This is a genomic window from Bacillus sp. FJAT-50079, assembly GCF_018343515.1.
GTDB lineage: Bacteria > Bacillota > Bacilli > Bacillales > Bacillaceae_C > Lederbergia.
In genome coordinates this window covers 262,261-277,217 of the sequence record NZ_JAGYPD010000003.1, presented here as the reverse complement: position 1 = coordinate 277,217, position 14,957 = coordinate 262,261, and the positions used below count along the sequence as shown (strand labels likewise).

The window sequence follows — 14,957 nt, the reverse complement described above, 5'->3', positions numbered from 1 at the left end:
GCACGAAGGATATGCGCAGCATTTTTAAGGAGTCTTCGTGCCTTCCGCTCCAATTAACGTAGTAAAAGGAGAAAAGCGAGTCGTTTTCTCCTTCTGCTTTATTTCAGAAATCTATACTGTTGCCAGATTACTTATATTTATCTAGCGTTGCATTTAATTCTTTCCAATAACGTTCAGATCCTTCTTTAACAGTTGTTTGTCCAAAGGCAATTTCTTCACTTGTTGTTTTAAATAAAGCTTCTGTTTCGTTATATCCTGGTAAATTGGGTACATATGGTGCATCTGATGTTCTACTTACCCAATCAATATAAGAGAAAATAGCCGAATCGACTTCGTCTGCCACTGAAATTAAATGCTCGCGAACTTCTGAGTTCACAGGTGCACCACGGTCATTTCCTAAAATCTCCGTTGCTTCTTTGTCATTCACCATAAAATCTAGAAACTTCGCAACTTCTTCAGGATGTTTTGTTTCCGCATAACCAGCTAAAAATTGGCTCGGCCTTAATCCAACACCGTTTCTTCCTGTTTCCTTATTATACGGATGAATGTGGAATACCAATTCATCTTGAGATGCATTTGTATACGCACCTAATAGATTACTAGGGATCAGCTGCATCGCTACTTCTCTTGCAACAAGCATCGATTGCTCTGGAGTTTGAGAAGATGCTGCTTGAATTTCTGGTAGTACAACTGCTCCACTCACGCGATAGTCTTCCCACATTTGGTACCAATCTTCAATATCTTGCAAATCAATTCCTAATACACCATTTTCGTGTAAAACCTTTCCTCTTTGATCAATGAAAATCCCGAAGCCATTTTGATCAAAATATTCAGTCCCGTAAATACCGTCTAATGATTCACTTAACTGAGCGGCAATATCTTCAAATTCTTCCCATGTCCACTCTTCACCGGGTAAAGCAACTCCAGCTTCTTCAAATAATGTTTTATTTAGAAGCACTCCCCATGCATTTGTACCTAAGGTGACGCCATAAAACTTTCCGTCAAATGATCCTGCATCAACCATGCTTTCATCATGAAGGCTCACATCTAATTCTTTGCCAATATAATCATCTAATGGCAGAACAACATCACGATGTACAAAATCATTTAGATTTCCTCCGTATTGGATAATATCAGGAGCATTGCCTGCCGCAAATTGGGTCGTTAATTTATCAAAATACCCATCCATTCCTGAATATTCCGGAGTAATTTTTACATGAGGATTTTTTTCCTCATACAACTCAATTACTTTTAATGTACGATCATGTCTTTCTTGTCCACCCCACCACGTCATGCGCAATTCAATTTTTCCATCAGTCTGTTCTGATTCATTGTCTTTACTCGCTTGATCAGACCCTTGCTGGCCATCTTGTGCTGTATTATTCGAATTACTACATGCACTGATGATGAGAATAAAAGATAACATGATGACCAATGAAACGATTTTCTTCATTCCAACACCTCCATTATTCTTTCTCTTTCATTGTAGTTTGAAACCCCTTTCACTTACATAAACAAAAGTTATAAAACTATTAACAAAAGTTAGATATTATCATAATTTAATTAAATCTTTTACACTTACAGCTTGTCCTGTTTGTATGGAGATGTTTCCGGCAATCCCAGTTAAAATGGACATCGCTCCATCTACATGAGTAGCAGCGCGATTAAATTCATCATCTCTCGGAGTGCCAAATAGATCGTTTAATAGAACAGGATCTCCTCCACCATGTCCGCCTTCTCCTTCGATCACTTCAACCTCATACGACTCTCCAAACATGGGAAGGACACGGATCGACTTATCTTGGAGGGCTCCCTCTTCTGATTTTTCCCCACCGGAATTAATATACGATTGCTCACGGATTCGTACTTCTATTCTTCCTTTACTACCATTAAATGAGACGATAAATCCTTCCCAAGGCAAATACGCATTCAATGAATATGTTAATAAAGCTTTGTTTTGATAAGAAACAATGACAGCTAACGTATCTTCAATGCTAATTCCTTCACCAAACACACTTTGATCACGTTGGTACCCATCCTCTTTTTCTGCATCCAGGTACATTGCTTTTAAATGATCATTTTCGTCTAAATGCAGAGCAAACGGATCCCCTTTTGCATGTTCACTTCCATATGCACGTTGGTAAAATTTCGTTACCCCTCTATTTTCTGCATTCTCTTTTCCATAGAAACGCAAGCCCCCATTCGCATATACTGTTTCTGGCGTCGTTCCAAGCCAAAAATTAACTAAATCAAAGTGGTGAGTCGATTTATGGACAAGCAATCCGCCGCTATTCCGCTTATCACGATGCCATCTTCTGAAATAATCGGCACCATGCTGTGTATCAAGCGCCCACTCAAAATTTACGGAATACACTTCACCAATGACACCATCACGAATCAATTCTCTAATCTTCGTATTATGCGGTGCATATCGATAGTTGAATGTCACTCGCACCTCGTTTCCCGTTCTATGAACGGCATCGATAATCGCTTGGCATTTTTCAATATCAACTGTCATCGGCTTTTCTGTAATGACATCACAACCTAACTCCAACGCTTTAATAATATACGTATGATGAGTACGGTCCACCGTTGTTACGATCACATAATCTGGCTTTTCTTTTACAATCATTTCCTCAAATTTATCGCTCAAATAAGTCGCAACGGGCGGGTGATCATATGTGTCTACTAATAATTGATTTGCATAATTCATCCGTGTCTGATTTACATCACAAAAAGCGACTAACTCACTCGTGTCCCTAAAGTCTTTTGCAAGTGCACCATAAAAAAATTCTGCTCTACCACCTGTACCAATTAATACATATCTCTTTTTCATTCATTTTCTCTCCTTTTATCTATCGTAAAAATTCAATTACACCAAGGCTTAATTTTCAAGTTCGCTCAACAGACTCCTCCGAAAACCTGTGACATCCACAGAGACTTTGAAATGTAATGCGACACCCATTCCATAATTAATAGATGTGAGGGACTTTGGCTAATTCAAATTAAATAAAACGATGAAGCCCCTCCGATTTTACTTTCCAGCTCCCGTCTTGTGGGAATCCGGGTGCATCGATATGTGGGGCACCTTGCCAGCCACAAGCCATCATCGCGACAGCTGTTAACAAGCCGCCATTGCCTGGTAAATAAGCAGTTAAATTCGCATGCTGATAATTATGTCCATTCGGTAAATACGTATTTTTGACCGCGTCCATTAAAAGAAAATCAACGGCCATCTGCCCCTCTCCTAATCTAGCGGCGGTCATTGCACACATTGGAAAATCCCATCCCCATGACGTTTCCCATTGCCAATCTGTTTTTACCGTTTGTAATGTTTGTTGCATAATTTTACGATCGATCATTTTTCCAGGCAAAATTCCGAGTGCTCCAACCATCGATGGATGGTCATGATTATATTTAGTAAATGACTCTGGGCAATTTTCGTGAGCAAGATACACTTCATTATTATGTGGCGGTTCAGCTAATTGGCTTGCTACTTCAAGCCAGTGTGCTGGAACTTCCTCATCTAATCTTCGCTTCCATTCGATCGCCACATCAAGGCCGTATTTCCAATACTCCAGTTCAAACGGCGGATTCAAACTATCTTCAGGCCGATGATTTTCCTGAGCTGGAATTAATGGTGGACCGAGCACATACACCGATTTTTTCTCATCCCAAACAGCGAACGAAGCCATAAATTCGGCTGATTCAAATACAATTTCTTTCCAGCGATGCAGCGCTTCCTCCTTTTCTACAACCGTTTGATAGCATAATTCGGCCATGGCAATCGGATGTGGCTGCTGCCAAATTAGAACAACCGCAATTTCCGACGGACTTTGTTTCCCGTCAGGTCCGACCATTTTCGGCCATCGTGCACCGGTGTACCCTTGTGATTGAGCCAATTCTTTTGCTAGTGGAAGAATGCTCGTGTACCAATCCATGCTTTTTGCTAGTAGATGTGCTCTTCCCCAAAGCGGGAATTGCGCAGCATGCCACCAATGCATCTCCAAATGAAATTTTCCATACCAACTATTGTACATCAGCCCTGTCTCTTGCGGCGGGAGTGAGCCCGCACAATGGATCGCCGTTAAAAATTGCGAGAGGACGACTCTTCTTTCTAATTCATGTGCGCGTGCATCCGTGCTTTCGGAAAAATCAATCGCCCCACCTGTTGTCCAAAATGTCTTCCAATGTTGCTTGCTCGCATGAAAAGTTGCGTCAAAATTGCTGGTTATTGCTGATTGTTGGGCAAATGCTACCGTGAATTGCAGTTCATTTTTTCCATCAGGCTTTAGTATGTACTCATGATCCTTCGTTTCAGTAACCGTTCCATTGCTCCAAGTCCAAGCAACTTCATATTGGTCCTCATCCATATTCCGCTGAAAAATTACGGTATCATCGGATTGTTTGACGATTATTGTTTGATGACGCTCATCATGTTGATAATCAAGTTCAGTCGCGTCTTCCCAACGATTCGAAGTGATATGTGGGGACGGAAATTTTAAAACGACCGATAGACGATTTTTTTCAATCAAGGTGGAGGTTACTTTTACAGCAATCTCATCTTGATTTGGGTGGCACACCGTCTTTACAATGACAGGTTGATCTTCAATCTGAAATGCGCTTAATAAACTTCCTTCCCAGAGATTTAGTTCTTGTTTCGTGTTCAATAGGTCGGTGAATTCCACTTGCTCGCCATTTTCCTTTAAAAGTAAAAATGATAATTGTCCCAAATGGAGACGATGTGGATTTTGCCGCAGCCAATGGTACGCCGCCCCTTTATCTTCCGGATAACGGGCATAATGAACATCCCGTCCGTATGTATGGAGTGCTTGTTTTTCAATATCACGGTCACTATACACATCTCGTCCACCCGTCGAATGCCAGCCCCATTGCGATTGAGTGCCTAGAGGAACGTCATATTCAATTGGAAATGTTTGCAGCCCGGTAATGTCGGCGGTAAAAGCGAATTCTCCATTCCCGACGGATAATGGCGATAATGGTTCGAGCTTTGTGATGATCGGAAAATGCCTTTCGACTAGTTCTTTTCGATTAATTTTCAATAAAATCATTCCCTCTCATTCTGCAATTTTTACTATTCCATTCCTTTCAATAATTGGAATAAATATCGGTCTCTCCAACGGTGTTTTGTTCGGCGTATGCAATGTCAACATAAGATCCCCCTCAAACGTTTGAAAAATCATTCCGTGCCCGCCATCATTTTGAAAAATTGCTTCCTTATCATGAATCCATGGTCCGGCAATTTTCCCCGATTGTGATCGTGAAATTCCTTGGGCATACACATCGTCAACAAAGCTTGCCCAAAGCATTAACAACTCCCCATTAGAAGCTTTAAACAAATACGTTCCGTCCGTCACGTAATTTTCCTTTGATGTTCTTTTCGGATGCTGAAACGAAGTTGGCCACGGAGCATCAGACGCTCGAAAAAGCAATTCAGGATTTCCGATCGCTTCCCGTAAATCATTAGAAAGGCGAACTGCGCAAACTTCCCCATCCCCAACTTGAACCCATTCATGACAAAAGACCATCCACGGATTTCCAGCTTCATCAATATATAACGTCCCATCAAGCGATTCCCACTCTTTTGGTGTTACAGGGCCATCACTATGAGGGAGAAACGGACCTAATAATGAGTCGGACACAAGAATGCCCGTCCCCCTGCCATACCCATCCTTCCGTAAAAACGTCGCAAACATATAATAACGCCCTTCATATTCATGAACCTCTGGCGCCCAAAAGTTTTCATCTGAATAAAAATCTGTCTTGGGGCGAAAAACAGGAAATGGCCCTTCCCAATTTTCAAGATCTGTTCCAATATACACATCAAAACCGATCCCTTTTCCCCAAATATTCTTATCCGTACTCCCAAATAAGTAATACTTCCCACTCTTTTGATCAGGAAAAATAAATGGATCACGAATTTGAATATCGTCATTTTTTAACATCGATCCCTCTCCACCTCTCATTTATATAAATCTTATAATGTATCCCCTTACAACAACATAAACAAATGTTAGAAAATATGTAAGAAAAATTAGAATTGAGATTCTAGTGAATTTTTCTCCCTTTCCTATGGAATTGCGTCAGTTTGGGTAATAATTGCGTGAGTTTGAGCATTAATTGCGTAAGTTTAGACTTAATTGCGTAACTTTGAGCATTAATTGCGTAACTTCCCTTTTCCCCCATAAAAAAAGCTAGAAAGACGAATATGTCCTTCTAGCTTTTTATTATCCCTTTAAATAAATCCCGTATTTCTTCCACGCTTCAAAATCTAATCTCCCATAGAAGTCTAAAAAAGTCGTCCAATCTATAACCATCGTGTTAATCTGACGTTGCTGTAAATAATAGAGTGCAGCTTGAACAATCGCCAAACCATATCCGTGACCTCGTTCATTCGCATCGATGCCTAGCGGTCCAATACCGCCGAGTTCCTCTTGAAAAAGCGGTGCCCAATATACATTTTGTGCGATAAATGGAGAAGCACGATCATTGATCCGGCAAAAACCAACGATCTGATCATTCTTTTTCAATACAACATATTCTCTGCCATTTCCGTCCAGTTCGAAGTATTTCATCGCTTCATACTCCCATCTCCCCGGAAAACAGCGATGCATGAAAGATAGCAGTTGTTTTTCTTCACTTTTTTCAAGTAGCGAATATTTCACATTTGGATCATCAGGCAAAAGATACTGCTTATCCGTTTTATTCAATAAATCATACGTATCAATTCTTTTTCCATATCCCTTTTTTTCTGCCCATGTTTGTACCTCTTTATACTGATCAGGAATACCCGGGAAATAATGCCATGGATCGCCGCCTAATTGAATTTGCTCGATTCCCTTCGCTTTTAATTTTGTTTCCGCATGCTCAAGCAGCGCGGAGCCGATCCCTTTTCCCCGATATGCTTGATCAATTAACAGCACTTGAATCCAGCCTTTTTTCAAGTCCATATCGACATCTTCCATAAGTTCCAGCCATCGCTTCGCTACGATAAAACCGATCACTTCATCTTTTTCATTAATCGCGATCGCCGAGCTATCATAACAAACATTATGATCATTAAAACTATTTTGCTGAAAAAGCTGGCTGCGCATCGGAAAGTCAGATACTAATTCTTGATTCCAAAGTGCTACCAATCCATCTAATCGTTCAACATCCCAAGCAATGATTTGCAACGTACATTCCCCCAATCATTGTTTACCAAACGTTGCTTCCATTCGTTTGATCGGATCATCTTCCATTTCCTTCGTCCACTCTAACACTTGACCACCGAGCAATAGTTCTTCTTTCAATTGTTCGTAGCCTATTTCTTGCACAGATATTCGCTTGCTAATCGCAAGAGCAGCCGCTGCTCCAGCCGCTTGCCCTAAAATCATAAAGACCGGCTCCATTCGGATCGATCCATAGGCGATATGTGAACTTGATAAACAGACTGGGACAAGTAAATTCGTGCATTCCTCTGCTCGCGGCCGGATTGATCGATAAGAAATCGCAAACGGTGCAACAGCCACTTGGACATCTCCCTCATTGACACATCTGCCATCAATGACTACTCTTCGGCAATGATGGGAATCCATATGAAAGGAGGCTAAACCAATCGAATCATTTACGGTTGTTTGTCCTAAACAGTTATGATCTGTCATTACATAGTCGGAAATCATCCGCCTTCCTTCACGGATATATAACTGATGCGGCCAATGCCCTGTGTCTACAAACTCATCTTTAGGCAAGCCCCATTCACTTACTTCTGCACGAATAGCTGCCGGCACACGCTCATCATTCGCTAAAAAATAAAGCATCCCGAGATCATATGTGAGATGGTCTTGAAAAATTTCCTCGCGTCGTTCATAACTCCCTTCAGGCCAATCGTAATTCATTCCAATATTGTCCGTCGAGAAACCGCCATAATTATTCAAATCAGATTTCCCATTCGGAAGCATTGTATGAAGATTCATTGCATCCCAAACCCCGGCACGAATATAACGTAAAAGCAACTCGTATCGTCCGGCATCATAATTGGGCGGTTGTGGAAATGCTACCCGATTATTTGGATCCTTCGTTAAACAAATACGAAAATTATACGCTTGGATCCGTCGATCTCCTTGCCCTTGATAACCTAATTGCTCAGGTTCATTTTCTGTAATTCCTGGCAGCAAACCGCTCGATGGATCTCCTTCTATTACATATGGATCGATCCATTTTTCAAACTTATGATGCGGGCTTCCAAATTGAATGCCGTTATAAATTTCTTTATATGTCGCATTCGATTCTCGTCCAACAAAATAAGAAACACCCGCTTTTGCTAATAAATCCCCTTCATAGCTGCAATCGATAAAAATGCTTCCTTTAAACGTATTGCCGTTCTCCATCACGATCTCGGTTATTTTTTCACCGACCTTCTTAACTTCATCCAAATGCTGACGATAATAAACAGAAATATGGTAGTCGTTGATCCATTTATGAAAGACTTCTTTTGCTGCCTTCGGTTCAAATGTCCATTGCTTTTCTTTTTGATAATAGTTGACGATTTCTTGATAAAATTCCTTTGCAATCCCGCCGACTGCTGCCTCCGCCCCAAGATCCGTTGCCCCTAATCCACTTGCCGTCATCCCTCCTATATGGTTGCTGAATTCGACAATTGCTACCGTTAGCCCCATTCGTGCAATTTGGATTGCCGCTGTAATCCCAGCCGGTGATCCCCCGTAAATAATGGCATCTTTTTCAACGACGCTCGGATTAGTCGGTTTTTTCGTAGGAATATAATAATGAAGTTGATCAAAACTCATTTGACTTCCCTCCATTTATGAAAGTAATTGTTCGCTATCTTTCTCAAAAAATAAACATACATACTCAGTTGTTCGGGTACAGCCAATTTCGATAAAGCGGAACTTACTTCCTCTAAATATTGAATAATTTCTGCCTGATCAGGAGCATATTCTACTTTTTCTGGATCAATAACCCGTGCCGGAAATAACGGAATATTCCATTTCGTATGAGGGGCAATCAGCTGTTCTAATTGTAATAATTGCTCATAAAATTCGACTCCCCCGGCACGTTTATATTCCTCAACTACTTGTGTGAACGGGATTCCCCAACTAAGCCGAGCATACATATAGTTATTCAGTTGATGAGCCCACTTCCACGGGTAATGCTCCTCTGTTTCTCCCTTTTTATGAATCGGAACGATTAAATTTAACACACCATCTACATTCAATTTTTTATAAGCTTGCAAATCATTATGAATGCGTGTCAGTAATGGCGGAAATAGTTCACTCAACATAAAATGATCGCTATAATATTCTAAAACAGTGATTCGCTTGCCGCACTCCGCCCAATCTTGTAACGCTTTATACGCCCTTTTCTGTTCCAGACGTTCCGATTGCAGCGGTTCCGAGTAGTCTCTTCCCCAAAACGCATATAAAACATCGGCTTCTTTTGACGCAGCTGTTTGTTCGTCCCTTTCTAACATATTCCAAGCAAGACCGGCATTATAAACGATATGCTCCACTTCAACTTGAAGCCCATTTGCATGGAGCGCCTTTTTCAACATCTCTGTAAAACGAATATAGGTTAATAAAAAATCGCTCGCATCCCTTTCATCAACTCCAATATCTTCCGGCCATAATGATATTCGCGTCACCACTTCATTTTCTTTACAAATATGAACGATTTTCCGAATGACTTGATGTTGGAGGTCGCTATTTCCTGAGAAAAACTGCAATTTTTCTTTTTGTTCGAGCTGATCTGCCAGCAAAAAACTTAAACTATGCCCGCCTAATGTAACATCAATATCCCGCTTCATTAACTCAGGTACGACCTCCGCTTTGATCTCCTCCCATAGGAAAAAAGTGAAAAAGAACTCATTTAGTCCGTTTTTCACTCCCCAATCAATGAGTGAGCAAATATATGCAGGGTCGTTAATCGTCTCAATGATATTTCCTCTTCTAGCAAAAAACGGCTGATGAATGTACATCTCATTTTCCAGCGGCTTGCCTTTGACGTTCTTCTCCTCATTTAAGTCAAACCATTGATAACCTAAACGCTTACTGCAATACGTATAAACCCCATATAAAATCGCCCTAGCTTCATTGCCGATAATCCAAACATCTTCTCCTTTTTCAACAAGAGCAAAGCCATCATCCTGAATTTCTAAACGATCATGATCAGGAAACTCAAATTGATATTCTTCACGTTCAATTAAAATAATCCGCTTACATATGTCACTAAACTGTGATTGATCACAAACGATGCTTTCATAGCCTGCCTTTTGTAATAATCTCTTTAATTCCTCAGCTGCAAACATAATTGTTCGATGACTTTTCCAATAAATTATTTTAACTGTCCCCGCCTCCCTTTGATGACGAATATGCAGCCAAAGCTACTTCCAATGCTTTTAATCCATCATAGCCTGTGATCGATGGCTCTCTTTTTTGTTCGATGCATTCAATAAAATCTTGAATAAGTCCAAAATCCATATCATTCCCGTAAAAAACATAGTTAAGAGACGGATTACCGTCGCTATACATGCGAAAATGTTCTTTAAAAGCATCGACTTTGATTGTTTGCTTCGTACCAATCACTTCAAGCGTGGCATCTCCCCAGATTGGATATTGTGAAAATCTTGACCAGCTTGCATCATGTGAAGCAATAACTCCATTCTCAAATTCCAATGTAAGAATGCCTGCATCATCAATATCAATTTGATGGAAGAACGAATCGACAATCGCGTGTACTTCTGTAATCTCCTTACCTATATACCAGCGCATAATATCAACCATATGTACCGTATGATCTAAAACTGCTCCCCCGCCAGACTGAGCTTTATCAATAAACCAACCGCTAGGATTTTGCCCGCGATTTGTTGAGCGAAAAGCAATGATTTCCCCTAGATCGCCATCATCGATCAGCCTTTTTACTTGCTGAATCGGCTCGCTAAACCTTACAGGAAAAGCAATTTGTAAAACGACTTGATTGTCCTCACAAACTCGAATCATTTCTTCTGCGTCCTCAATCGTCGTTGCGATCGGTTTTTCACATAAAATATGTTTTTTAGCTCGAGCGGCGTTAACAACCATTTCTTTATGACGATTATTTTCACTGCAAATAATGACGGCATCCATTTCTTGAGCTAGAAAAGCAGCTTGATGATCATAATGTTTCGTCTTAAACTGTTCTGCCGCATTTCTTCCTCTCGCAACATCATCATCGAAAATACCAACAAGCTCTACATTCGGCAGCTTTAATAATGCATTCGCATAACTATATGCATGCATATGCGCAAAGCTCATCATTCCTACCTTCATCATTGACCACCACCTTCGATCATTTCGGCATAGACTTTAAGCTTAGAAAGCAGGTCGAGATCGACTTGATGTGCTGTTTCGATGATCGATTCTACTGAATAACCCAATGGGAGCGATGTATAACCTTTAGGATAAATTGGCCTCATTTCCTCGCTATCGAACTCAATAATCTTTTTAATTCCGCTCCACTCTAATTCGATTCGCTCCCCTTTAGAAAACGTATATTCCAAATGAGCCATCGCCCGGTCGTGAAATTGAGCAGTGACGATCACATGATATGGTTGTATGGACTGATTCGTCCGCTTTATATGAATCTTCCTTAGTTCACCTAAAACAGTGGAAATTACAAATAAGTCATTTGCAATGATGTGCTCGCGCTCGTCATCATCGACCATTCTCCTAAAACGAAGAACCCCTTTCCGATCACTTATTGCTTCCTTTATTTTTTGAAAAAATGGGTATTGCTCCAAGTCAAAATAAACATACAATTGCTCATCAGCAGTCTTCAGCAAATGCGGTGGGATAAAGACACGGTCATTTTCGTTCCATTCAACTCTTGCATCCAGTGGCAATACGTATGTGCCGAGACCTTCTTTTAATGAATTAGCCGAATCTAGTTTATTTAGCTTAGCAAGAACAATATTACGCACAACTCCACCTCCACCTAAATAAGTAATTGTCTTAGACGTTTAACCGCTTCTTCATTGGCCATCTTCGCATCTTCATCCCCCTCATATTCAATCGAAAGCCAGCCATCATAGGCACTGCTTTTTAATCCGTTCACAATATAAGCGAGATCGACTTGACCATCACCAGGAATTGCACCGATTAATTCCACCCCATGCGTGGAACGAAAACCATTTACAGATTCATTCGGCAGCTTCTCCCTAAAATCCTTAAAATGCACGTGGGCAATGACATTTTTTAAACGGTCAAATGCATGCTGTGGTTCCTCATGTACTAGTAAAAAATTCCCTGTATCAAAGGTAGATTTTACATAGGGACTGTTCACTTGATGGATAATTTCCTCCACTTGCTCACTTCTTCCGGCAAGTAGACCGTGATTTTCAATTGCTAAATAGATTTGTTCTTGCTCCGCCATCCGTGCGCAGCTTCTTAACCCTTCAACGATCCAATCCCGTCCATCCTCATACGTAAAGTTATCATGTAAATCACCACAAAAAACACGTACTATCCGTGTTCCTAAACGTTTTGCGATTTGAATACCAGCCTCTACCTTTGCAACCTCCTCCGCTCGCTCCTCAGTCGATCCTTTCACAAAATTATTCGTCACATCATACGCCGAAACGTGTAACCGATACTTTTTTAGTGCGGCTAACACTTCTTTTATTTCTTGCTCTTGATTACACCAATAAAAATCAAGCAACTCTACCCCATCAAGTCCAATACTTTTTGCATAATAAAGAAAATCAATAATCGACCAATTTTCCTTGTTGAGCGTCGCTGCTAAGCTGTACATGCTCACACTAATTTTCACGGGAATCTTCCTTCCTATAAATATACTTCCTTCCCTGTTTGTGCAGATTCATAAATAGCGCAAAGCATTTTCATCACTTGTACACCGTCAGCCACAGGGGCAATTGTTTCTTTCCCTTCTAGACAGCATGCAACAAAATGATCGATTTCATTTGTAAAAGCTTTTTCAAAATCGAATCCTAATTGATCCACTTGCGGTGTCACATTTAAAATCGTTTCATTTTTCTCTGTAACGAGTGCTAATTCCGGTTCGATTTCTGCCCCGCCTTTATCGCCGAATAATTTTACCGTCAATTCATCCTGCTTCGCTTGCAAAGTAAAACTAACATCTATGAAAAGGGAGGCGCCATTTTCAAAACGAATGAGCGCATTCGTTAAATCCTCGACATCGTTAAGGGTTGGATCATAATCAGCCGCTTTATAAAATGATAGATGCTTAATATGGCTGCGATTGCCTAGATTGTCATACGTATTGCCACTGACCGAAACGGGATAAGGCTTGCCCATCAAATACCAGCAAATATCAATCATATGCACACCTAAATCGATTAATGGTCCGCCGCCTGATTTACTTTTATCACTAAACCAGCCTCCAGGATTGCCCAATCTCCTTAAACAAGAAGCTTTCGCGTAATAGATTTCACCCAATTCACCATCGTCGATAAACGCTTTCAAAAGTTTGCTATTATCCCCATGACGACGAACAAATCCTACTTGTAAAATCTTTCCTGATTTCCTAACCGCAGCTTCCACGGCTAATGCTTCCTCGACCGTCACACATAATGGCTTTTCTACTAACACATGCTTCCCCGCATTTAAAGCGGCAATTGCAATTTCTGCATGTGAGTGGTTCCACGTACAAATACTGACTGCATCGATTTCATCATTTTTTAATAGTTCACGATAATCTGTGTATACATGCTTTACATCATAGACTTCTCCTTTTGCTGTTAATCGTTCTTCATTAATATCGCAAAGAGCAACTAAGCGCACTCTTTCATTTTTGATATACGGCTTTATATGATACTCTGAAATCGACCCGACACCAATTACACCGACACGAAGCATCGCGGCGCACTCCCTTTCATATTTCTTCTTGTTCAAACCGAATCAATTTTGTTAATGTTGTTGTCTTCTTATTTGATAGCTGCGTAAATTCCTCCGCTGCTTGATCAAATCCAATTTCATCCTTAATCAAAGGTTGAACATCAATCCGTTTTTCATGAACGAGACGAATGTATTCCGCGATATTTCTTCCTTCTGTCCAACGAATAAATCCATACGGATAATCAATCGCATCCCTTTCATAAACCGGATCATAACGCCCAGGCCCTCCTGCTCGTGAAATGAGGAGCTCTGCTTCCTTACTAAACATTAAGTCCCTTGGAAATTCTGGCTCAATATCCCCGACGATGACGACTTTTCCTTTATTCCGTATCCATTTAAGACTTTCATTAGTGAGCGGTGACTTTTTTCCCCCAGCGCATAGTAAAACCGCATCCGCACCATTGTTGTTTGTGCTTCTTTGCACCTCTTCCTCCATTTGTTCTATATTTGAAAAAACCTTTATCCCATGATCATTAGCGAGCATCGCTGTTCGTTCTTCATGTAAATCACAAGTAATGACATTGTATGCGGCTGCATTGGCGATCTTTGCGATCAGCTGGCCGAGCACACCTAAACCTACGATTACAACCGTTTCGCCAAATTGAAGTTTTGCCACTCTTAAGGCGTGAATAGCAATTGCTCCAATTCCTGCCAATGCCGCCTCTTTTTCATCGACATTTGCAGATACTCTCACATATAAGGTTTTTGGTACAAGCAAATATTCGGCATGGCTCACATATGGTGCCCCATAACATGCAACAAGATCACCTTTTTTAACATCGGTAATTTCATCCCCACACTCAACAACCATTCCCATTGCACTATATCCCAAAGTAATTTGTTTCCCAGTGCTATTTTCAATAATAGATAGCTCCGTCCCTGGGGAAACGGCTGAGTACATCGTTTTGATTAATACATATGATGGTTTCACTGCGGGAATTTCATCGGTAACAATTTCTACTTGTTGATCTTTAGCAATTATTTTCCGCAAACAAGCAACCTTCCTTCTGTTTAAAGTGACATTTTCCG

12 protein-coding genes are annotated in these 14,957 nt (G+C 40.7%); all 12 read right to left on the bottom strand.

Going from position 1 to position 14,957, the window contains the following annotated elements; all coding sequences use genetic code 11:
* Window positions 1-127: 127 nt before the first annotated feature.
* The 12 genes from KHA95_RS08975 to KHA95_RS08920 all read right to left on the bottom strand — a co-directional run bounded on the left by KHA95_RS08975 (window position 128) and on the right by KHA95_RS08920 (window position 14,919).
* Window positions 128-1,453, bottom strand: coding sequence for an ABC transporter substrate-binding protein (locus tag KHA95_RS08975; protein ID WP_213137160.1), 1,326 nt, complete (start codon window positions 1,451-1,453; stop codon window positions 128-130).
* Window positions 1,454-1,552: 99 nt separating this feature from the next.
* On the bottom strand, window positions 1,553-2,836 hold the full coding sequence (locus tag KHA95_RS08970; protein ID WP_213137159.1) for a Gfo/Idh/MocA family oxidoreductase: 1,284 nt from the start codon (window positions 2,834-2,836) through the stop codon (window positions 1,553-1,555).
* Window positions 2,837-3,005: 169 nt separating this feature from the next.
* Window positions 3,006-5,072: a glycoside hydrolase family 65 gene (locus tag KHA95_RS08965; protein WP_213137158.1), complete on the bottom strand. Its 2,067-nt coding sequence runs from the start codon at window positions 5,070-5,072 to the stop codon at window positions 3,006-3,008.
* Between the two features lie 6 nt (window positions 5,073-5,078).
* Window positions 5,079-5,966 carry a glycoside hydrolase family 43 protein gene (locus KHA95_RS08960; protein ID WP_213137157.1) on the bottom strand — a complete coding sequence of 296 codons (888 nt, stop codon included), beginning with the start codon at window positions 5,964-5,966 and terminating at the stop codon, window positions 5,079-5,081.
* A 282-nt stretch (window positions 5,967-6,248) separates the two neighbouring features.
* Window positions 6,249-7,196, bottom strand: coding sequence for a GNAT family N-acetyltransferase (locus KHA95_RS08955; RefSeq protein WP_213137156.1), 948 nt, complete (start codon window positions 7,194-7,196; stop codon window positions 6,249-6,251).
* Between the two features lie 15 nt (window positions 7,197-7,211).
* The gene (locus tag KHA95_RS08950) at window positions 7,212-8,807 is read right to left on the bottom strand and encodes an FAD-dependent oxidoreductase (RefSeq protein ID WP_213137155.1); all 1,596 of its coding nucleotides are present in this window, start codon (window positions 8,805-8,807) and stop codon (window positions 7,212-7,214) included.
* Window positions 8,804-10,324: a DUF4838 domain-containing protein gene (locus tag KHA95_RS08945; RefSeq protein WP_213137154.1), complete on the bottom strand. Its 1,521-nt coding sequence runs from the start codon at window positions 10,322-10,324 to the stop codon at window positions 8,804-8,806. Before KHA95_RS08945 ends, KHA95_RS08950 begins: the two co-directional genes overlap by 4 nt.
* Before the next feature lie 31 nt (window positions 10,325-10,355).
* Window positions 10,356-11,324 (bottom strand): Gfo/Idh/MocA family protein, encoded by a 969-nt coding sequence (locus KHA95_RS08940; protein ID WP_213137523.1) that lies wholly within the window; start codon window positions 11,322-11,324, stop codon window positions 10,356-10,358.
* Window positions 11,324-11,974 carry a hypothetical protein gene (locus KHA95_RS08935; protein WP_213137153.1) on the bottom strand — a complete coding sequence of 217 codons (651 nt, stop codon included), beginning with the start codon at window positions 11,972-11,974 and terminating at the stop codon, window positions 11,324-11,326. Before KHA95_RS08935 ends, KHA95_RS08940 begins: the two co-directional genes overlap by 1 nt.
* Before the next feature lie 14 nt (window positions 11,975-11,988).
* Window positions 11,989-12,822 carry a sugar phosphate isomerase/epimerase family protein gene (locus KHA95_RS08930; protein WP_213137152.1) on the bottom strand — a complete coding sequence of 278 codons (834 nt, stop codon included), beginning with the start codon at window positions 12,820-12,822 and terminating at the stop codon, window positions 11,989-11,991.
* Between the two features lie 14 nt (window positions 12,823-12,836).
* Window positions 12,837-13,889, bottom strand: coding sequence for a Gfo/Idh/MocA family protein (locus KHA95_RS08925; protein ID WP_213137151.1), 1,053 nt, complete (start codon window positions 13,887-13,889; stop codon window positions 12,837-12,839).
* 16 nt (window positions 13,890-13,905) lie between these two features.
* Entirely contained in the window at window positions 13,906-14,919 is a 1,014-nt protein-coding gene (locus KHA95_RS08920) for a zinc-dependent alcohol dehydrogenase (RefSeq protein ID WP_213137150.1), read from the bottom strand.
* Window positions 14,920-14,957 lie beyond the last annotated feature (38 nt).

Excerpts from the sequence above, each read along its gene's own strand:
- KHA95_RS08975 (WP_213137160.1), bottom strand. The coding sequence starts at position 1,453 with ATGAAGAAAATCGTTTCATTGGTCATCATGTTATCTTTTATTCTCATC.
- KHA95_RS08970 (WP_213137159.1), bottom strand. The coding sequence starts at position 2,836 with ATGAAAAAGAGATATGTATTAATTGGTACAGGTGGTAGAGCAGAATTT.
- KHA95_RS08965 (WP_213137158.1), bottom strand. The coding sequence starts at position 5,072 with ATGATTTTATTGAAAATTAATCGAAAAGAACTAGTCGAAAGGCATTTT.
- KHA95_RS08960 (WP_213137157.1), bottom strand. The coding sequence starts at position 5,966 with ATGTTAAAAAATGACGATATTCAAATTCGTGATCCATTTATTTTTCCT.
- KHA95_RS08950 (WP_213137155.1), bottom strand. The coding sequence starts at position 8,807 with ATGAGTTTTGATCAACTTCATTATTATATTCCTACGAAAAAACCGACT.
- KHA95_RS08945 (WP_213137154.1), bottom strand. The coding sequence starts at position 10,324 with ATGTTTGCAGCTGAGGAATTAAAGAGATTATTACAAAAGGCAGGCTAT.
- KHA95_RS08940 (WP_213137523.1), bottom strand. The coding sequence starts at position 11,324 with ATGAAGGTAGGAATGATGAGCTTTGCGCATATGCATGCATATAGTTAT.
- KHA95_RS08925 (WP_213137151.1), bottom strand. The coding sequence starts at position 13,889 with ATGCTTCGTGTCGGTGTAATTGGTGTCGGGTCGATTTCAGAGTATCAT.